Source organism: Dactylosporangium sp. CA-139114, from assembly GCF_050955725.1.
In the GTDB taxonomy this organism is placed as follows: domain Bacteria; phylum Actinomycetota; class Actinomycetes; order Mycobacteriales; family Micromonosporaceae; genus Dactylosporangium.
Genome location: NZ_CP192080.1, coordinates 7,317,683 through 7,337,871, shown reverse-complemented (window position 1 = coordinate 7,337,871; position 20,189 = coordinate 7,317,683). Strand labels below are relative to the sequence as shown.

The 20,189-nt window shown below is 73.8% G+C and carries 10 protein-coding genes; 7 read left to right on the top strand and 3 right to left on the bottom strand.

What is annotated here, in order from left to right:
* Positions 1-39 precede the first annotated feature (39 nt).
* A complete protein-coding gene (locus ACQP2P_RS32640; protein ID WP_433607383.1) occupies positions 40-477 on the top strand; it encodes a hypothetical protein in 438 nt (145 codons plus the stop codon).
* An 83-nt stretch (positions 478-560) separates the two neighbouring features.
* On the opposite strand, the gene ACQP2P_RS32635 is transcribed toward ACQP2P_RS32640, so the two are convergent.
* Positions 561-2,537 (bottom strand): Hsp70 family protein, encoded by a 1,977-nt coding sequence (locus tag ACQP2P_RS32635; protein ID WP_433607381.1) that lies wholly within the window; start codon positions 2,535-2,537, stop codon positions 561-563.
* 134 nt (positions 2,538-2,671) lie between these two features.
* On the opposite strand from ACQP2P_RS32635, the gene ACQP2P_RS32630 reads away from it, so the two are divergent.
* The 3 genes from ACQP2P_RS32630 (at position 2,672) to ACQP2P_RS32620 (ending at position 4,765) form a co-directional block, all read left to right on the top strand.
* On the top strand, positions 2,672-3,559 hold the full coding sequence (locus ACQP2P_RS32630; protein ID WP_433607379.1) for an ABC transporter substrate-binding protein: 888 nt from the start codon (positions 2,672-2,674) through the stop codon (positions 3,557-3,559).
* A gap of 79 nt (positions 3,560-3,638) precedes the next feature.
* On the top strand, positions 3,639-4,169 hold the full coding sequence (locus ACQP2P_RS32625) for a hypothetical protein (RefSeq protein WP_433607377.1): 531 nt from the start codon (positions 3,639-3,641) through the stop codon (positions 4,167-4,169).
* Positions 4,170-4,381: 212 nt separating this feature from the next.
* Positions 4,382-4,765 carry a hypothetical protein gene (locus ACQP2P_RS32620; protein ID WP_433607375.1) on the top strand — a complete coding sequence of 128 codons (384 nt, stop codon included), beginning with the start codon at positions 4,382-4,384 and terminating at the stop codon, positions 4,763-4,765.
* 394 nt (positions 4,766-5,159) lie between these two features.
* On the opposite strand, the gene ACQP2P_RS32615 is transcribed toward ACQP2P_RS32620, so the two are convergent.
* Together ACQP2P_RS32615 and ACQP2P_RS32610 are read right to left on the bottom strand one after the other, a co-directional pair.
* Positions 5,160-7,772, bottom strand: coding sequence for a DUF6493 family protein (locus ACQP2P_RS32615; RefSeq protein ID WP_433607373.1), 2,613 nt, complete (start codon positions 7,770-7,772; stop codon positions 5,160-5,162).
* Positions 7,769-9,124 carry an SWIM zinc finger family protein gene (locus ACQP2P_RS32610; RefSeq protein ID WP_433607371.1) on the bottom strand — a complete coding sequence of 452 codons (1,356 nt, stop codon included), beginning with the start codon at positions 9,122-9,124 and terminating at the stop codon, positions 7,769-7,771. Before ACQP2P_RS32610 ends, ACQP2P_RS32615 begins: the two co-directional genes overlap by 4 nt.
* Positions 9,125-9,162: 38 nt before the next feature.
* On the opposite strand from ACQP2P_RS32610, the gene ACQP2P_RS32605 reads away from it, so the two are divergent.
* The 3 genes from ACQP2P_RS32605 (at position 9,163) to ACQP2P_RS32595 (ending at position 20,125) form a co-directional block, all read left to right on the top strand.
* Entirely contained in the window at positions 9,163-10,056 is an 894-nt protein-coding gene (locus tag ACQP2P_RS32605; RefSeq protein ID WP_433607369.1) for an ADP-ribosylglycohydrolase family protein, read from the top strand.
* 621 nt (positions 10,057-10,677) lie between these two features.
* The gene (locus tag ACQP2P_RS32600; RefSeq protein WP_433607367.1) at positions 10,678-16,947 is read left to right on the top strand and encodes an RHS repeat domain-containing protein; all 6,270 of its coding nucleotides are present in this window, start codon (positions 10,678-10,680) and stop codon (positions 16,945-16,947) included.
* 25 nt (positions 16,948-16,972) lie between these two features.
* A complete protein-coding gene (locus tag ACQP2P_RS32595) occupies positions 16,973-20,125 on the top strand; it encodes an FG-GAP repeat domain-containing protein (protein ID WP_433607365.1) in 3,153 nt (1,050 codons plus the stop codon).
* The last annotated feature ends 64 nt before the right edge of the window (positions 20,126-20,189 follow it).

The following is a 20,189-nucleotide window of genomic DNA, read 5'->3' as shown; positions in this document are numbered from 1 at the left end:
ATTGCTCAACAGCGACAACGACTTCCAGGGGAGAGCACGATGAGCGACTACGACATGGGCGACACGGGTTACGGCGACAGCGGGCACGACGTGGACTTCGGCCACTACGAGGCGGGTCAGGAGCAGGGCTCGCTGGACCAGATGCACCACGCCGCGGGCTCGGAGGCCGACGCCAGCAGCCAGTTCGGCGTGTACGAGGAGGGCCACCACGACACGGACTCGACGGACTTCTCGCAGGGTCACCACGTCGAGTACGACGCGCCGGCGGCCGTGCACTACGAGTCGGACGACTACACGAACTACTCGCACGACGCGACCTCCGACGACCACGTCTTCGCGGCCGAGGGCAGCGAGAACGCCCACCAGGCCCAGTTCAGCGAGCTCGACCAGCTGGAGCAGAGCTTCGGCAAGTCGTTCGTCGACGGCACCGAGTTCCACTCGGCGGGTGGCGGCCAGTTCGGCGTCGCGGCCAACTGAGCACGACGAGGGCTACCCCTGGCTCAAGGCCGGTCACCGTTCGCGGTGGCCGGCCTTCGCCGTCAGCTGGGCACGCCGCCGGGTCACCGCTTCATGCCCGCCACGGACTTCGTGAACGTCGCCCTCGCGGCGGAGATGATCCGGTCGCGGACGTCGCTCTTCTCCTGCTGCGTCCAGGCCGCCCCGTCGCCGCGGCTGCCGATGAAGTACACCTGGAGGCGCACGTTGCTGTCGCGCATGCCGAGGGTCATCGTCAACCGGCTCACCTGGTCGCCCGCGCCCGGGGTCTCGTAGAAGATCGCCTCCTCGCCGAGGTCCGGGACCGCCGAGTTCGGCCCGGCGAGCCGCGCCGTGGAGGTCTCCTGGTGCTGCATGTTCTGCGCGAGGGCGACGTCGTCGGCCGCGAAGACGGTGAACGAGATGCTCGCCGTGCGCTGCTGCCGGGCGTCGGTGAGGGCGTGCACGCGGGTGTAGCCGCAGGTGCTGGAGTTGATCGTCGCGTTCGGGTTGCGGCTGGGCGTCGGCTTGGACAGCTCGGCCTCGAACAGGTCGTCGAACATGCTCGCGTCCGACGCCTTGCACTCGTCCTCGGGCACGTTGCCGAGGCTGTACCGGCCGGGGCCGCTCCCGGCCTTGGCCGCGCCCGGCGTGGCACCCGCGCCCGTGGAGCCCGCGGCCGCCGGCCCGTTGCCGCCCGGCTTGTCCCTCGTGAGGTACGCCGCGCCGGCGACGCCGCCGCCGACGAGCAGGACGGCGGCGAGCACGATCGCGACGACGGCCGCGGGCGACAGGCCGCGCCGGGCCGGGGCCGGCGGGCTCATCCGGGGCGGCGCCGGCACCGGCTGGTGCGGCATGACCGGCGGCTGCGGATAGCCCTGGACCGCCGGGGACACGGGCGCGGTGGCGAACGCGGGGACCGAGACCTGGCCGGCCGCGAACGCGCCGGTCTGCTGCTGGTAGGGCATCCCGGACGACGGCACGGCCGAGACCGGGGCGGTCACGCTCGCCGTCGCGGGCGCCGAGTTTGGCGTCCGGTGCACGTACAACGACCCCTCGGCCACCACCAGCTCCGGCTGCTCGGCCACGACGGGCGCGATGCCGAGGGCCTCGTGCAGCATCGTGGCGACGAGCGGGATGCGGCTGGAGCCGCCGACCAGGAACAGGCCCGCGATCGCGGCGGTGCCGACGCCCGACTCGTTGACCAGCGCGCGGGTCATCGAGATCGTGGAGCGCAGCACCGGCCGGGCCAGCCCCTCCAGCTGCTCGCGGCCGAGCGGCACCTCGCGGCCCAGCGCGGGCACGCCGATGACGGTGCCGCTGGCGCGCGAGAGCATCTCCTTGGCCGTGCGCACGTCGTCCCACTGCTGGCGCCGCTGGGCCGGGTCCCTCCACAGCTCGCCGTAGGTCGCCTGCAGGAACGCGATGACCGCGGCGTCGACGTCGAGGCCGCCGACGTCGTTGAGCCCGTCGGAGGCGACCTGCTCGAAGCCGGTCGGCGTGCGCCGCAGGAGCGTGACGTCGCAGGTGCCGGCGCCGAGGTCGTACACGAGCAGGCACGCGCCGGGCGGGAGCCCGCTGCCGCGGGTCTGCGCGAAGTAGGTGGCCGCCGCGGTGGGCTCGCCGACCAGCTCGATGTGCACGAACCCGGCCTGGCGGGCGGCGTCGAGCAGCATCGCGCGCCGGTTCTGCCCCCAGTTCGCCGGGTGGGTCAGCACCACGTCCCGCACCGGCCCGGCGACCCGCGCGGCCTCCCGCGCCACCCGGCCGAGCACCGCGACGATCAGGTCGCGCACGCCCACCTCGCGGTCGCCGAGCAGCACCGCGGTGTCGTCGATGCGGCGCTTCGGGTTCGGCTCCAGCCGCTCGGGCGCGCTGCGGGCCAGATGGGCGGCGTCGCGGCCGGTGTGCAGCTGGCCGTCGGGGCCGAGCAGGACGGCGGAGGACAGCAGCGGCGAACCGTCGAAGAGCAGCGGCTGCACGTGGGCGTCGGCCCGTTGGAGCATCGCGATGGTGGTGGAGGTGCCGAAGTCGACTCCGAGGCGCGGGCGCGCAGCTGTCATGGTCGGCGAGGATAACAGTCCGTCACCTGGCTGATGGCCAGGAATCGGCCGCTGCCCGCGCCGAAGGAGCAACACCTCCGGTACCGTCCCCAGAGCCCGCCCGGATCGATGGCGCCGCGCGCTAGCGTGGCCTGATGCGTGTCGTGTCGCTGCTGCCGTCGGCCACCGAGATCGTCTACGCCCTCGGCCTCGAGTCCCAGCTCGTCGGCGTCACCTTCGAGTGCGACGAGCCGCCGTCGGCCCGCATCGACAAGACCGTCGTGGTCGGCGGCCGCGACACGTCGGACCTGACCCCCGGCGAGATCGACGCGTACGTGCGGGCCCAGTTCGCGGCCGGCGCCGACCTCTACACCCTGCACGCGGGCGCCCTGGCGGCGCTCGCCCCCGACCTCATCCTGACCCAGGACCTCTGCCGGGTCTGCGCCCTGCCGTCCGGCCACGTCGAGGAAGCCCTGGACCACCTGGGCTGCCGGGCCGACGTGCTGTCGCTGGACCCGCACACGCTCGATGACGTGCTCGCCACGATCCTCACGGTCGGCGAGCGCGCCGGGGTGCCGTCCCGCGCCGCCGGCCTCGTGGCGGCCCTGCGCGCGCGGCTCGGCGCCGTGGCCGACCGGGTCGCGGGCCGTGCCCGCCCCCGGGTCGCCGTCGTCGAGTGGGTCGACCCGCCGTTCACGGCCGGGCACTGGGTGCCGGACCTCGTCACGGCGGCGGGCGGCGAACCGGTGGCCGCCCGGCCCGGCCTGCGCTCGGTCCAGGTCGGCTGGCCGGAGCTGACCGCCGCCGAGCCGGACATCGTGGTGGTCTCCCCGTGCGGCTACCACCTCGAGGGCGCCGCCGAGCAGGCGGCGCTCGTGGCCCCGAAGTTCCCGGAAGCGCAGGTGTGGGCGATCGACGCGGACGGCATCGTGGTGCGCCCCGGCCCGCGCCTGGTCGACGGCGTGGAGGCCCTGGCCGCGATCCTGCACCCCGGTGCGGCCGCCCCGGCCCGGCCCGGCGCCGTCCGCCGGGTCGACCAATGATGCTCGGTGGGGGTCGACGGTGGCTGCGGGTCGGCCGACCATATGCATGGTGAAGGCGAATCGGAGTATGCCGGCCGCCGTGGCGCTCGCGGTCGGCGTCGGCGCGCTGGCGCTCGACCTTGCCGTGCAGTTCCAGGCGCACGCCGGGCCGTGGCACGTGGTCGCGCTCGTGCCGCTGGAGCGGCTGTCCCGGGCGGTGCTGCTCTTCGCCGCCGGGCTGGTGCTGATCGCCGCAGCGACCTGGCGGGTGCTGGACGGGCGTACCGCAGCGCGGGTGCTGGCCGTGTTCGCTGGGGTGCTTGCGCCGTTCGCCCTTGTAGCGGCGGCCGCTGTGAACGTCTTCGAGACAGGCTTCGAGGAGTCCCCGTCCTATCGTGTGGCGGTCGCGCCGGACGGCCGGCATGCGCTGTACGCCCGGTCGGTGTACGGCTCGGGCTACAAGAGCTGTTACCGGCTGCGCACCACCGGCCACCTCGTGCGCGAGAGCCGGGTCGACGTTGCCTGCCTGACCGATGTCCACATCGGCTTCGCAGACGACAGTCACCTCCGGATAGGCACCCGAACGATCGCCTTCTCCGGTGTGGCGACGGCCGAGACCGTCTATGACTAGCGCTTCCGGAGTCGGCCAACATGCTCGGACGGCGCTCGACCCGGGACCCGGATCGGGTGCGTGACCATCGGCATGTTCGCTCACCCGATCATGGTTCTTGGCCCCTGGAGGAGCGTCGTTGCAGCCGATGTGGCGCGCGTCGGACGCGAGTCGCCCACGGATCGCGGCGATGAGTGTGCACCCGCCGGGCGCGTCTCCGATACGGTTGCGGGATGCGGCGGGTCACCGATGAAGCGGTTCTGGCAGTCGGCAGGCTGACGCTGGCCGCGACCGAGCTCGAGTATGTCCTGGCGTGGATCGGAGCTGATCAGGCGGGCGGCGACCAGGCCGCGGTGTTCGCTGTTGCCGGGGAGCCGTTGCGCGCCGCGCGCGGGTCGGTCCAGTTCGCGCCGCCGCGGAACAGGGACGAGTTCATCGGACTGGTCGACGCCGCGGGATCGTACTTGGCGCAGAGTCAGGCCGCGGTGCGGGCGATGTGGTTCGACAACAGCACGGTCAACGCGGCGACCTTCGATGAGATCACCGGGCTGTTGCTGCGCTGCCGGGATCGGCTGCAGCTGCTCCTCGACGACGCGGGGCGCGCATCCACCCTGTAGGTCATGGCACGGCAACCCGGTCGGGCCGCCGCGCCTCGCAGGCGCACGGACATCGGCATGTCCGCAGGTTCGACATGGGGTAGGGGTGACGGTTCGTGTGCGCACCCGGCCCCGGAGCATGACCACGTCGGCCGGGTTCCGGCCGGATGTCGGTCCGGTCCGGAGCCGGCCGACCCGCACCGCTTGTCGCGGTGCCACCGGCCCGTGAGCAACACCGACAGCGGCCACCACGGCGACGAGCGTGCGAGGACTCGCCGAAGGCCGCCCAGAATTTCCCGGCGCCCGAGCCGCACCGCGGCAACGCCCCGAACACGAGCGCCGCAGAACGCCGACCCGGGCGCGGCCGGTCATACCCCGTGCCGCGCCCTCGTGGTCGCTTCGGGCCGCGCCGGGCTCACGGCAGGGCGCCGGCCAGCCGCCGGGCCTCCGTGACCAGGCGAGACGATCCCTTCCGGGCGGCCAGCTCGCGCAGGCCCTCGATCTGCGCGGTCGCATCCGCAGCCGCGGCCGCCGTCTCCGCGGCCAGCGTCAGCAGGTCCGGTGTCCCGCGCGGCGGAGGCTCGGCCGCCAGCAGCGCCGGCAGGGCCGCGGCCAGGAGCCGGAACACGGTGCGCGGCGCCCCGGCGGCGGCCGCGTCGCGCAGCGGCTGGATGGTCCGGTTCACGGTCACCGCGCCGCCGGCCGCCAGCAGCCCGAGGTGGTGCCCGGCCGTCTCGGCGTCGAAGGCGTCGCCGGCGGCCAGCAGCAGCAGGGCGTCCACGGCGGCCAGACGGTCGGGCTCGTGCCGGGCGGCGAGGGCGTAGGCGACGGCGATCGCGAGCGCCGGCCCGCCGTCGCCCTCGGTCTCGGCCAGCAGGGGCAGGATCATGCCGCCGCCGCGCTCGTCCATGTCGGCGGCCGCGGCCGTGGCCGGCAGGGCGAAGGCGGCGACGAGGCCCCGGTGGCGGGGCAGGACGCCGGGCCAGAGCACGGGCCAGCCGTGGCGGCCGGGCAGGAACGCGGGCGGCGGCGCGCCGAGCAGGCCGAACGTCTCGTCGCCGCCGTCCGACCCGGCCGGCGACGTCGTGACCTCGACGCGCAGGGCGGGGAACCCGTCGTGGGAGTGGTCGTACTTGTGCTTCTGGGGCGGCCGGGGCCGCACGTCGACCCGCCACTGCGGGGCCGGCAGGCCGCCGCCGCGCAGCCACGCCGCGAGGCGTGCGCCGGACGCGGTGCCGAGCGCCTCGGCCCGGGCGGCCGCGGCCGGGTCGGGGCCGGGTGGCAGGCGCAGCATCGCCTGGGCGAGGTCCCAGGGCCACGGGTCGCGGCCGGGGGACTCCCGGTCCGGCGGCTCGTGGGCGGCGCGGGCGGCGAGGCGGTCGATGAGCACGGCGGTGTCCAGGGCGCCGCTCGTCCACCCCGGGGCGCTCAGCAGGCCGTCGCCCGGGAGGGTCCCCGCGTGGAGGTGCAGGCCGATCTCGGCCAGCCGGGCGCGCAGGAGGCGCTGCGGGGGCGAGACGCGGCGGTCCGGTGCCGCCTCGCCCAGCGACAGGAACCGGCGGGCGGCGGTCAGGGTCGCGGCCCAGCCGCTGCGGGGGGCCGGCTGCCCGTGCGGGTCGACGGCGGCCTGGAGGACCCCGGTGAAGGCACCGCACAGGCAGTTGGGGTCCCAGCGGTGCTCGCCCATGCCCTCGCGGTGGCGCTCCAGCACCGGCCGCAGGGCGGCGGCGAGGGCCGGGCGGCCGGCGGCGGCCAGCCGGACGGTGCCGTCGAGGATGCGCTCCATGGGCAGCAGCGCGCTGAACGGGCGGCCGCTGCAGAAGGCGGCCACCTCCTCGGCCAGTTCGTCGGGGTCGGTGATGGGCGGCGGGGCGGGGACCGGCGGTGGGGGCGGCGGGAGGTCGTCGCCCCGGGCGGGCGGGGCGGCCGGGATGGGCGACGCGGCCGGGGCCGCCGCCGGGGCGTGCTTGGCCAGCAGCGCGGCGGCGCGCTCGCGCAGCTCGATCGCCGGGTGGTCGAGCGCCTCGGTCAGGGCCGCGGCGATGTCGGCCCTGCGGTCCGGGTGGCGGCGGATCAGCTGCTCCAGCCACGTGAGCTGGGCGCGGACCAGGGCCTTGTCGGGGCGGCGCAGGACGGCCCGGGAGGACTCCAGGACCGCGTCCAGGTCGAGGTCGCCGACGGTGCGCAGGGACTTCTGGGCGGCCGTCGCCACCGGGGCCGGGGCGTCGGAGAGCAGGCGCAGGTAGTCCCCGGCGCGGCCGGCCACCTCCGCCGGGGCCGGGGCCAGGGCGGTCAGCAGGGCCAGGTAGGCGCGGGTGGCCGGGCGGCGGTCGGTGCCGCGCAGGAGCCGCGAGAGCGTCGCCATCAGCACGACGGCGCGGTCCAGGCGGCCCTCCGACGCCAGTTCGGCCAGGGCCTCGACGAGCGCGAGGGCGCCGCCGGGCCGGCCGTGCACCTCCCACACCAGCAGGCGCTCGCCGGCGCCGTCGGTGGTGAACAGGCGCGGGACGATGTCGTCCAGGAAGGGGTCGGCGCGCAGGCGCTCGGCGATCGGGACCGAGCGCAGGCGGTCCTTGCGCGGGTAGCCCACGTCCAGCAGCCAGCCGAGCACGAACCAGTCGTCGGGCGGGGCGGGGGCGCCGGTGGCGGTCAGCAGCGCGGCGACGAAGTCCCACGTGCCGTCCCACAGGTCCTCGTCGGCGCGGTTGCTCAGCCGGGCGGCGAGATCGGGCAGCCAGGTGATGCCGCGGGCGCGGGCCGTGGCCACGACCGCGGCGGCGGTGGTCGGGACGGGGGAGAAGTCGCGGCGGCGCAGGATGCGGGCGGCGGCCGCGGCCGACGGGGCGGTGCCGACCGTGGCGACGGCCACGGCGGTGTGCGCGGCGCCGCGCCAGGGGGCGCCCGAGCGGCGCTTGACGTGCGCCTCCAGGGCCTTGAACGCGGCGGAGCGGCCGGCCTCGTCCAGCGCCGCGACGGCCGCGGCCACCTCGTCGGCCTTGCCGCCGGCGATCAGGTCGAGGTCGATCACGCCCTGCTCCCGGTGCCGCTCCCGGCGATGGTGACGGCGAGGGCGTGCTTGCAGGGGCCGCGGGTGCCGCGGTGCCTGCCCCACCAGGGGCAGGTGCAGGTCGTGGTGCCGTCGCCCAGGACCCGGACGCGGTAGGTCTCGGTGCCGCTGCGCACCGTCGCGGCCGTGACGCCCTCGGCGGAAGCCGGGTTGTCGAAGGTGACGGCGCCGGACTCGGCCAGCGTGCGGGCGCCGACCAGGCGCGGGTTGTCGCGCTCGGCCCGGGCCGCGTCGTAGGGCATCACGCGGTGGAAATACGCGGCCTCGGCGACGTCGTAACCGACCCGGCCCGCGGTGCCGAGCTGGGCCAGGGCGGCCCGGACGCGGCGGGGGTCCAGCGCGGCAGCATCAGCCAGGGCGGCCACGTCGATGGCCGGGTCCCAGCCGAGGAGGGCGCCGACGAGCTCGGCGTCGTCGGTGACCTCGTCGGCGGCCAGGGACGTCAGGGCGGCGCCCTCGCCGGAGAAGCCGCGGTGGACCTCCGGCGAGAGGGTCAGGGTCAGGCGCAGTGCGCTCGTGCGCAGCTCCCAGGCGCTGGCCACGGGCGGGGAGCCGGCCGCGACCGGCGGGCCGTAGACGCGGAGGCTGTCACCGTGGCGCAGCAGCGGCCGCAGCGCGGCGAGCCGTCCGGCGCCGGCCAGGCAGACCGCGCCCGGGGCCGGGCGGGAGGTCAGGCGCAGCGAGCGTCCGGCCGGGACCGCCCACAGGGCCGAGCGGTCGCCGGCGCCGGGCAGGCGGCGCAGGAACGCGCCCGCCTCGGCCGCGGGCAGCTCGGCGCGCAGGTCGAAGCCGGCGCAGAGCACCTGGACCTCGGCGAAGCCGCGCAGCCAGCGGGCCGGGAGCGGCACCTTCTTCTCCACGATGGTGCCGCCGAGGGTCGAGGCGGTGAGGGCGTCGGGGCCGACGGACAGGTGCAGCGGGTCGAGGCCGGCGATGCGGGCGAGGGCCTCGCGCAGCGGCGGGTTGACGTCGACGTTGGTGGTGCCGTGGCCGAGGACCTCGCCGTCGAGGCCGGGCGGGAGGATGTCGAGGCGGGCGTAGACGCCGCAGCAGCCGGAGAACGACTCGAAGCGCAGCCGGTCGGCGCTGCCGGTGACGACCGGGTCGAGGCTGGCCGGGTCCCGGGGCTGGTGGTAGCGGGTGCGGGCGACGTCGGCGACGGCGAGCAGGCCGGCGGCGGCCGCGGGCGGCGTGGTCAGGAAGCCGGAGAAGAAGCGCGGGTTGGCGCAGGGCCCGCCGCTGGTCTGCAGCGCCACCCCCGCGGCGCCCGCGGTCGAGGGGGCGAGATACCGGAACTCCTGAACGACGCTCACGTGGCCGACCCTAGCCGCCGGGTACGACAATTCTCCCGATGACCGACTTCGGATGCTTGCGTGACAGCCTGGACGGGCTGAGTGTGGGGGACGCCCTCGGGGCGCAGTTCTTCGTTCCCGGTACGACCTTCGACGACCTCCTCGACGGCACGGCCCCCGCGGGATCGTGGCCGTGGACCGACGACACCGAGATGGCGAGCGTGCTCGCGGCGCAGCTGATCCAGGGCGGCGCCGTCGACCAGGACCGCCTGGCGCGGGCCTTCGCCGAGCGGTTCGAGCCCTACCGCGGCTACGGCGGCGGCGCCGTGGTGATCCTGCGCCGCATCCGCGAGGGCGAGCCGTGGCGGGACGTGGCCCGGGACGCGTTCGGCGGCCAGGGCTCGATGGGCAACGGGGCGGCGATGCGGGTCGCGCCGCTCGGGGCGCTGCACGCCGGGGACGCGCGCACGGCGGCGCTGGAGGCGATGCGCTCGGCCGAGGTCACGCACGCGCACGCCGAGGGGATCCTCGGCGCGGTCGCCGTCGCCGTCGCGGCCGCCGAGGCGGGATGGGCCCGGCTCGTGCGCAACCGGCCCGAGCCGCGGGAGCTGCTCGACGCCGTGGCCGGGTACCTCGTCGACGGCGGCGTCCTCACCGGCGTGCGCCGGGCGCGGCGGCTGCTCGGGGCGAGCGTCGCCGAGGCGGCCTACGAGCTCGGCAACGGCTCGCAGGTGCTCGCGCAGGACACGGTGCCGTTCGCGCTGTGGGTGGCCGCGACCCGGCTCGACGACTATCCGGCGGCGATCCGGGCGTGTGTCGAGGCCGGCGGCGACGTCGACACCACGGGCGCGATCGTGGGCGGGATCGTGGCCGCGTACACGGGCCGGGCCGGGATTCCGCCGCTGTGGCTGGCCCAGCGCGAGCCGTTGCCGCAGATCGAGAACGCGCCCTGACCCCGTCAGACCCCCGACGCGACCCTGGTGCCGCTGCTACGACCCGGCCTGTCCGACAGCACAGGCAGGTCACGCGTGCCGGCCGCGCGGGCGATCTGCGCCGCCGCGCGAGCCGCCATCTGCGGTCCGGCGGGATGACGAACGGACCCACCCGCCGCGTTGCCCGCTCCGCCTGCGCAGAGTAGTCGTAGGACGCCATCGACCTGGTCGAATAGGTTGGGTTGACTCACGGAATGTAATGATGCCGTTCGTCTATTGAAACGAATATCGCTGGATCGTATATTCCTTGCGGTTACATACGGTCGACAAACGGGGAGTCGCCGATGCCGCACGCCGTTCTGTGGCGCTTTGCGTATTCGCTTGTTCCATAACGCCTTCTGACGCATCCGCCTGCCTTCAGGTTCATCAGGCCTTGCCTTGGAGCGTGACGCTCCGTAGGCCCGGCTTGCGCTGCCGCGTGCCCTCATTTCCTCAGCTGTGAGGTGGCTTATGCCCATGTCCCGGGTTCGGCGTGCCCTGCGCGTCACCCTCTGTTTTCTAGTACCCGCCATCACCGCGTCCACCGCACTCGTCGGGCCGGCCTTCGCCGGGCCGCCCGGACGGCCGGACAAGCCCGGAGGGATGGCGGCGACGCCGGTCCGCGCCGCAGCCGCGCGCCCGGCGAAGGCGGACACCGTCCCGGCCGTCACCGCCGCACCGGCCGTGGCCTGGCCGGCCGCCGGTACCCTGCGCCTCGACGTGCCCGCCGCGGGGGCGGGCATCGCCTGGGCCAGGAACGCCGCGGTGGGTGTGCGGCCCGGCCCGGGCATCGGGCGGGAGAACCGGCTGGCCGGTGAGGGCGCCGCGGCGTCGCCGGCGAGCGTGCACGTGTCGGTGCTCGACCGCGCGGTCGCGCGGCGCGGCGGGCGGGACGTGCTGCTCGAGGTGAGCCGGGCCGACGGGTCGGCGGCGCCGGGCGCGGTGTCGCTGTCCGTCGGCTACAAGGGCTTCAAGGACGCCTACGGCGCCGACTGGTTCCGCCGGCTGCGGCTGGAGCAGGTGCCGGCCTGTGGCGTCAGTACCCCGGACGCGCCGGGCTGCGCAGCCACCCCGCTCGAATACACCAACGACACCGCGAGCCTGACCATCACCGCGACCGTGCCCGCCGCCGGCACGCCGGTCGCGCGGACCGCGTCGACGTCGGAGTTCGCGCCGCAGGCGGGCCAGGGCACCTTCGTCGCGCTCGCGGCCGGGGCGTCCTCCGACGGCGGCGACTACCGGGCCACCGACCTCAAGGCGTCCGACAGCTGGAGCGCGGGCGGCAGCACCGGCGACTTCGCCTGGTCCTACCCCGTCTCGTTGCCGCCGAGTCTCGGCGGTCCGGCGCCGAAGGTGACACTCGGCTACTCGGCGCAGGGCGTGGACGGCTTCACCGCCGCCGCCAACAGCCAGCCGTCCTGGGTCGGGGAGGGCTTCGGCTACCAGCCGGGCTCGATCGAGCGCGGCTACCGCGGCTGCGCCGACGACGGCCAGTCCTCGCTGCTCGGCGACCTGTGCTGGGCCGGTGACAACGCCACCCTGTCGCTCAACGGCCGCTCCAGCACGCTGGTGTACGACTCGGGCTCGCAGACCTGGCGGCCGCAGGACGACGACGGTTCGAAGGTCGAACGCCTCAACGACATGTCGAGGAACAACGGCGACAACGACGGCGAGTACTGGCGGGTCACCACCACCGACGGCACCGAGTACTACTTCGGCCTCAACCGGCTGCCCGGCTGGCAGAGCGGCAACCCCGAGACCCAGTCGGTGTTCTACGAGCCGGTCTACGGCAACAACACCGGCGAGCCGTGCAACTCCGCCGCCGGGTTCGCGGCATCGGTCTGCGCGCAGCAGGCGTACCGGTGGAACCTCGACTACGTCGTCGATCCGCACGGCAACTCGTCGTCGTACTTCTACGCGCGTGAGATGAACCAGTACGCCAAGAACCGCACCAACAGTGACGTCGTGAGCTACGTCCGCGGCGGGTACGTCACCGAGATCGACTACGGCACCCGCCGGGTCAACGGCGTGGACAACGTCTTCGCCGGCACCGCACCGGCCCGGGTGCTGTTCGGGACGGCCGAGCGCTGCATCACGCCCGGCGCCACCTGCACCCTCACGACCGCGAACGCGGCCAACTGGCCCGACGTGCCGGTCGACCGGATCTGCACCGGCAGCGGCTGCGCGGGCATGTACGCGCCGACGTTCTTCACCACGAAGAAGCTCACCAGCATCACCACCCAGGTCGCCTCCGGCGCCAAGACGTGGCGGCGGGTGCAGCAGGTTCAGCTCACCCACGAGTACAAGAACCCGGGTGACGGCAACCAGAAGATCCTCTGGCTGAACTCGCTGCGGGTCTGCGCCGCGGACGACAACCTCTGCCGGCCGGCCACCACCTTCAGCCCGACCCAGCTGTCCAACCGGGTCGACATGACCGGTACGACCAACGGCATCATCCGGTACCGCATCGGCTCGCTCGTCAACGAGTCCGGCGGGCAGCTCTCGCTCACCTACAGCGCGCCGCAGTGCGTCAAGAACGTGACCATGCCGGCCGCCCCGGACACGAACACGCTGCGCTGCTACCCGGTCAACTGGAAGACCTCCGACTCCCCGACGGTCAAGCTCGAGTACTTCCACAAGTACCGCGTGGAGGCGGTGGCCAGCGCGGACCTCGTCGGCGGCGAGGAGCGCGACGAGGTCACCAGCTACCAGTACCTCGGCGACCCGGCCTGGCACTACAACCCGAACCCGCTCACCCCGGCGAACCTGCGCACCTGGAACGTGTGGCGCGGCTACCAGACCGTCCGCACGATCCGCGGCGCGTCCGACGCCACCCGCTCGCAGTCCGACACGACGTTCTTCCGCGGGATGAACGGCGACAAGACCGCGACCGGCACCCGGACGGCGAACGTCATCGACTCCGACGGCGGCACCTGGGCCGACGAGGAGTGGCTGGCCGGCATGGCCCGCGAGCAGGTCACCTACCTCGGCACGAGCACGGCGGTGGTGAGCAAGACCAAGACCGACCCGTACGTCTTCGGGCCGACGGCCACCCAGGCGTTCAACGACGTGACGCTCACCGCCCGGCTCACCGGCACCGCCGTCACGACGACGACCACGACGCTGGACGGCAGCCGCGCGCCCCGGGTCACCCGCACCACGAACACGTACGTCAACGACCGCTCCGGGCGCATCGCCGCCGTCGACGACGCGGGCGACGTGTCGACCACCGCCGACGACCGCTGCACCCGCACCACCTTCGCCACCTCGGCGAGCGGGCTGCTGCAGTCCTACCCCGCCCGGGTCGAGGTGGTGTCGGTGCGCTGCGCCGCGACCCCGAGCCGCCCGGCCGACGTACTCTCCGACACCCGGACGTTCTACGACGGCGCCGCGACCTTCAACGGGGTCGTCAGCAAGGGCGACGCCACCCGGGTCGAGCAGGTCGCGTCGTGGACCGGCACCACCCCGAACTATCAGCAGATGAACGTGAGCACCTACGACGAGCACGGCCGGGTGCTCACCAGCGCGGACGCCCTGAACCACACCACCACCACGGCGTACACCCCGGCCCTGGACGCCGGTGTGACGCACAGCGAGGTCAGCGACCCGAAATCGTTCGTCACCAAACGGGACGTCGACCCGGCCTACGGGGTGCCGACCGCGGTCATCGATCCCAACGGCAAACGCACCGACGTCACCTACGACGGCTTCGGGCGGATGACCGCGGTCTGGCTGCCCGGGCGCGTCAAGGGCTCCGCGGCGGCGGACCTGACGTTCGCATACCAGGTGCGCAACACCGGCGGGCCGAGCTCGATCACCACGTCCCGGCTCGACAACGCCGGCAACGGCTACATCGCCACGATCGACCTGTATGACGGCTGGCTGCGCCGACGGCAGACGCAGACGCCGGCCAACGGCGGCGGGCGGCTCATCACCGAGTCGCTGTACGACACCCGCGGCCTGGCCTACAAGACCCGCGACGCCTACTACGACCCGTCCGCGCCGTCGACGACGCTCATGACGCCCACGGCCGAGAACGCGGTGCCGAGCCAGACGATCGTCACCTACGACGGCGCCGGGCGCGCCACCGTCGCCCAGTTCCAGGTCGCGGCCGCGAACAAGTGGAAGACCGTCACGACCTACGGCGGTGACCGCATCGACGTCACCGTCCCGCTGGGCGCCACCGCCACCAGCACCTACACCGACGCCCGCGGCCAGGTGACGAAGGTCAAGCAGTACCGCGGCAACATCGCCGCGGGCGCCTCCGAGGACGTCACCTACACCTACACCAAGGCCGGCGACCGGGCCTCGGCGACGGACCCGGCCGGCAACGTGTGGACGTGGACGTACGACCAGCTGCGGCGGATGCTGACCGACACCAGCCCCGACCGGGGCCAGGTCACCTACACCTACGACGCCGCCGGCAACGTCGCCACCGCGGCCGACGCCCGGCCGGTGCGGATCGCCTTCGCCTACGACGAGCTCAACCGGCGCACCGGCGAGTTCCTGAACACCACCGGCGGCACCCAGCTGGCCGGCTGGACCTACGACCGGCTCGCGGACAATACCTGGGTCCGCGGCCAGGCCGTCGGCTCGACCCGCTACGAGGACACCGGGGCCTACACCACCCAGGTCACCAGCGTCGACGAGCACTACCGGCCGACGGGCACCAAGGTGACCATCCCGCCGGCGGCCGGCACCCAGCTGGCCGGCGACTACGTCACCTCGACCACGTACAACGCCGACGGCACCGTGCACACCACGTCGCTGCCGGCCAAGTCCGGTACCGCCGACTTCGGCGGCCTCGCCGACGAGACGCTCACCTTCGGCTACACCACGCTCGGCCTGCCAACCACCATGTCGGGCCTGTCGAGCTACGTCACGCAGGCCGAGTACGACCAGCTCGGCCAGCTGGGCGATCTCAACCTCACCGACGGCGGCGGCAAGAACATCCTGCAGTACTGGAGCCGGGAGAGCGGCACCAACCGCCTCAAGCAGCACCAGATCCTCGGCGACTTCGCGAGCAACATCGTCGCCTCGGACGTCAACTACGCCTACGACGACGCCGGCAACGTCACCTCGGTGGCCGACAAGACGGCCCAGTGGGGCGCCGGCGCCGACGACAACCAGTGCTTCCGCTACGACTCGCTGCGCCGGCTGACGGAGGCGTGGACCCCGGCCTCGGGCAACTGCACGACCAACCCGACGACCGCCGGGCTCGGCGGACCCGAGCCGTACTGGACCTCCTACAGCTACGACACGGCCGGCAACCGCAGCCACGAGATCGTGCACGGCGGGACCACCGTCGACAACACGTACGCCTACCCGGCGAGCGGGGCGACCGCCGTCCGGCCGCACGCCGTGTCGTCGGTGAAGGCCGGCTCGACGGCGGTCAGCAGCTACACGTACGACAACGCCGGTAACGAGGTCACCCGGGTGCGGGCCGGCAAGACCGACCAGAGCATGACCTGGAACCCGGACGGCCGGCTCGCCTCGCTCACCCAGGGCACGGCCACGACGACCTACGTCTACGGCGCGGGCGGCGACCGCCTGCTGGTCAAGGAGCAGGGCGCCACGACGCTCTACCTGTCCGGCGCGCAATACCGGCTGGCGGGCTCGTCGGTGCAGGCCACCCGCACCTACGCGCACCCGGCGGCCGGCGCGGTCGCGACCCGTACCACCGCCGGGCTGACCTGGCAGACCACCGACCACCACGGCACCGCCCAGCTGTCCTTCCGCGCGTCGGACCTGGCCGCGACCGTGCGGCGGACCGCGCCGTTCGGCGGCGTGCGGGGCGCGAACCCGGCGTGGCCGTCCAGCGTCGGCTTCGTCGGCGGGATCAACGACGCCTCCGAGCTGGTCCATGTCGGCGCTCGCGAGTACGACCCGGCGGTCGGCCGGTTCATCTCGGTCGACCCCGTGTTCAGCCCGGGCGACCCGCAGGGCTGGCAGGGCTACGGCTATGCGAACAACACGCCGGTCAGCGCCAGCGACCCGACGGGCCTGAAGACGGACACCGAGTTCTACGGGCCGTGCGGCAAGGACGGCGAGTACTGCACGCCGCCCCCGCCCGGGCCCACCTGCCAGCCGTCGGGCTCGGCGAACAACTGCCCCTCGGGCTCGGACGAGTGCCGGCCCTCGATGTCGGCGAACAACTGCGGGGCACCCCAGCACAACCCCAAGGACATCAAGGCGAAGATCACGTACCCCCACGGCACGACGCTGACCTTCTACTACGACGGCACCCGCAAGATCAACGACGTCGACTTCGACGGTGGCGCCGACCCCTACCTGCTGGCCCGCAAGATGGACGAGAACCTGACCGAGGCCGATCTGGAGTACGGCCCGGACCCGGTGAGCACGCTGTGGCAGATGAAACAGGCGTGCAACCCGAAGATCTGCTCCTACGAGTTCCTCCAGAACGTGACCGAGGCTCACCGGGCCCTGCAGAACCTCTCGGTCTCGGTGACCACCGGGCCATGCGTGAGCGGGAGCATCTCGACCGGCACCGCCGCCATGAGCGCCGTCTTCCCGGCGTCGCTGTGCCTGCTCGGAGACAACCACGGCCACTACGCCGTGACCCTCACGATCGGCGCCGGACATGGCGTCGGCAACGGCAGGGGCTGGACGGTCGGCGCCAATCAGTACTTCGCCAACGGCGAGGTGAAGGACCAGCTGGGCGCGTTCACCTACGTCGACGTGAGCGTCTCGGGCAAGCGCGGCTGGGGCGTCACCTACACCCACGCCTGGGGCGGCGGCATCCACGCCGACCAGACCGGCGTCGCGTACTCGATGGGCTCGGGCACGCCCGTCTCGGTCGATGGCGGCGTCTCGTACACCTTCAGGCTTTTCCACTGGAACACCGAGGGCTGAGGACGATATGCACAGGTCAGTCAGAATGTTGATGCCGGTGCTGCTGGCGGCCGGGGCGGCGCTGTTCGTGCCGGCGCCCGCCACCGCGGCGCCCGCCGGATGTGCGGCGTCGCGGGCCAAGGCCGACGAGGCCGGCGCGGTCTCCGAGGCCAGGCGGTGCCGTAAGCGGATCGAGGTGCTCGGCCGCCGCTCCGAGCGCTCGCAGACCTTCGCCGAGGCCGACGGTTCCATGGTGCTGGAGTCCTCGGCCGTGCCCAAGCGGCTGCGCCGGGCCGACGGCTCGTGGGCCGACCTCGACGCCACGCTGCGCAAGCAGGCCGACGGAGGCTTCGAACCGGCGGTCGCGCAGACCACCGCGCGGCTGTCCGGCGGCGCAGACCGCACCCTGGTGTCGGTACCCACCGACGCCGGGGCCTGGCGGCTGGAGTGGCCGGCGGCGCTGCCGGCCCCGCAGGTCGCCGGGGACACCGCCACCTACCCGGAGGTGTTCGCGGGCGTCGACCTCAGGGTGCAGGCGCTGGCCGACGGGTTCACCTACGTGTTCGTGGTGAAGACCCGTGCGGCGCTCGCCTCGCCGCAGCTGCGCAGCATCCCGATGGCGGCCAAGGGGCCGGCCGTGCGAGCGGCCGGGGACCACCTCGAGGTCGTCGGGCGGGACGGCGCCACGCTGCTGCGCTCCGGCGCGGCGACGGCCTGGGACTCCTCCGGCGAGGCGAAGCTGAGCCAGGTCGGGCTCGGGCTGTCCGGCGGGGACGTGGTACTCACCCCGGACGCGGCCTGGCTCGCCGACCCGTCGCTCACGCTGCCGGTGTACATCGACCCGCAGTGGTCCAGCGGTTCCCAGCGGTGGACGTACTCGAACTCGGCCAACTTCAGCTACTCGAACCTCGGCGGCGTGGCCCGGGTCGGGCGCAACCCCGACGGCACCGGCGGTGACTGGCGGGAGCATTTCGAGTTCCCGTACAGCACCATGGCCGGCAGCATCATCAAGGCGGTCAGCTTCAAGAGCACGCTCGTGCACACGGCCTCGTGCACCGACGTCCAGGCCGACCTGTGGCGCACCGCCGACGTCGACGTGACCGGCCGGACCGCCTGGACCCCGGTGCCTTACGTCCTGCTCAGCGCCGCCTCCGGGCATGCGCACAAGCCGAGCGAGGGTGGCGGATGCGCGGGCGACCCGCAGCCGGACAAGGAACTCAGCTTCCAGAACCAAGGCAACAACACCTTCATCAGCCAGGCGCAGGCGTGGGCCGACCAAGGCCTGTCCCGGGTGACACTGAGCCTGATCAACCACACCGAGGGCGCCTCCAGCCAGTGGATGAAGTTCTCGGCCGCCTCGACCTCGTTCATCGTCAACTACAACCGGCGGCCGAACACGCCCGACCCGGCGACCATGAGCGCGGTCGGGACGTCGCAGACCGTCGGCTGCTGGACCGGCGACCCGGCCGGGCAGCCGTGGATGAACGTCACCAACGGCGTCACCCTGCGGGCCGACGTGGTGGACCCCGACGTCAACCCCGGCGGTGGCGGCGACACGATCGTCGCCAAGTTCGAGTGGCAGGACCTGACCGCCGGTTCGCCGGTGGCGACCCTGCCGGACACCCCGGGCTTCCCGTCGCTGCCCTCGGCGCCGCACACGTTCACCGCCGCCGTGCCTTCCGGGTCGCTGCCGCCCGGGCACGCGTTCCAGTGGCGGGTCCGCGGGTACGACGGGCAGGACCTCGGCGCCTACTCGCCGTGGTGCCACTTCGGCGTCGACAACGGCACGCCCAGCCAGCCGCTCATCGCCTCGACCGACCTGCCGGCGTTCCCGGCCAACCCGCCGGCGAGCACCAAGGTCGGCCGGACGGCCACGGTGACCCTCTCGCCCGGCGGCGGCGACACCGACATCGTCGGCTACCGCTACAGCGTCACGACCGTCGCCAACCCGAGCATGCCGACGCAGTACGTGGCGGCCGCCGCCGACGGCACCGCGAGCATTCCCGTCGTACCGCTGGCCTCCGGGCTGGCCAAGACGTTCCTGAGCGTGGTCGCGCTCGACGCGGCCGGCAACCGCTCACCCGTCGCGGCGAGCGCGGCCGACGCCCCCGGCACGCGGCAGTTCCGGGCCAACGCGGCCGACCCGGCCACGCACGTCGCGAACGACGCCAACGGTGACGGCACCGCGGACGTGGTCGCGATCGTCGACGCGCCGGGCGGTACCACCGCCATCAACACCTTCATCACGAAGCCCGGCACGGCGGCCCCCTACGGCGTCACCGTCCCGTTCGTCAACGCGGCCGGCACCTTCGACCGGGCGAACCTGCTGGCGCTGACGGGGGACTTCAACGGCGACGGCCGCGCCGATGTGGCGGCGCTGCGCAACGAGGGCGGCTCCTGCCACACGTCGCTGTCGTGGTGGCTGTCGGACGGCAACGGCTACGTGCCGTCGGCGGGGCCGCTCTGGGACTCGGGCGTCGGCAACTGGTGCTTCGACCGGGTCAAGGCCGTCGCGGGCGACTTCACCGGCGACGGCAAGGCCGACATCGGCGCGTTCTACCGCTACGACGGGGCACTGACGAAGCTGTTCGTGTTCACCGCCACCGGCAACGGGTTCAGCCCCCCGGCCGTCTGGTGGGACACCGGCGCCGGCAACTGGGACGCCAGCCGCATGCTGCCGGCGGCCGGGGACTTCAACGGTGACGGCAAGGTCGACATCGCCTCGTTCTACGACTACGGCGGCTGCACCGCGGCCGTGTGGAACCTCACCTCCACCGGCACCGCGATCGGCGCCGTCGGCAAGCCCTGGACGGGCACCGGCAGCTGGTGCCTGCCCGACACCCGCAAGGTCCTCACCGGGGACGTCGACGGCGACGGCAAGGCGGAGTTCATCGCGATCAGCGGTACCACCGGCGCGGGGCACTGGGACGTGACCTCGTGGAGCGGCCCGGGCCTCACCACGGCCGTGCACGCCGGGCAGAACATCGGCTGGTCCGACGTGGCCCAGACGAAGTTCTTCGGCGGCGACTTCAACGGCGACGGCAAGTTCGACATCGGCCACTTCTACAACTACGGCGGGACCGCCACGAAGGAGTGGACGCTGACGTCGACCGGCACCGGCTTCGGCCCCGAGACCCAGCGCTGGGACTCGGCGAGCCAGTCCGGCGGCCTCGCCTGGAGCGCGATCAGCCCGCTGTAGCCCCCTTCCGCCCGGCAACTCGGCCCGGCACCGGATCAGGTGCCGGGCCGTCGGACCCGGCGTC

What these genes read in the sequence shown, in the direction of transcription:
- ACQP2P_RS32640 (WP_433607383.1), top strand. Translation starts at nt 40, where the DNA reads ATGAGCGACTACGACATGGGCGACACGGGTTACGGCGACAGCGGGCAC.
- ACQP2P_RS32635 (WP_433607381.1), bottom strand. Translation starts at nt 2,537, where the DNA reads ATGACAGCTGCGCGCCCGCGCCTCGGAGTCGACTTCGGCACCTCCACC.
- ACQP2P_RS32630 (WP_433607379.1), top strand. Translation starts at nt 2,672, where the DNA reads ATGCGTGTCGTGTCGCTGCTGCCGTCGGCCACCGAGATCGTCTACGCC.
- ACQP2P_RS32620 (WP_433607375.1), top strand. Translation starts at nt 4,382, where the DNA reads ATGCGGCGGGTCACCGATGAAGCGGTTCTGGCAGTCGGCAGGCTGACG.
- ACQP2P_RS32605 (WP_433607369.1), top strand. Translation starts at nt 9,163, where the DNA reads ATGACCGACTTCGGATGCTTGCGTGACAGCCTGGACGGGCTGAGTGTG.
- ACQP2P_RS32600 (WP_433607367.1), top strand. Translation starts at nt 10,678, where the DNA reads ATGGCGGCGACGCCGGTCCGCGCCGCAGCCGCGCGCCCGGCGAAGGCG.
- ACQP2P_RS32595 (WP_433607365.1), top strand. Translation starts at nt 16,973, where the DNA reads ATGTTGATGCCGGTGCTGCTGGCGGCCGGGGCGGCGCTGTTCGTGCCG.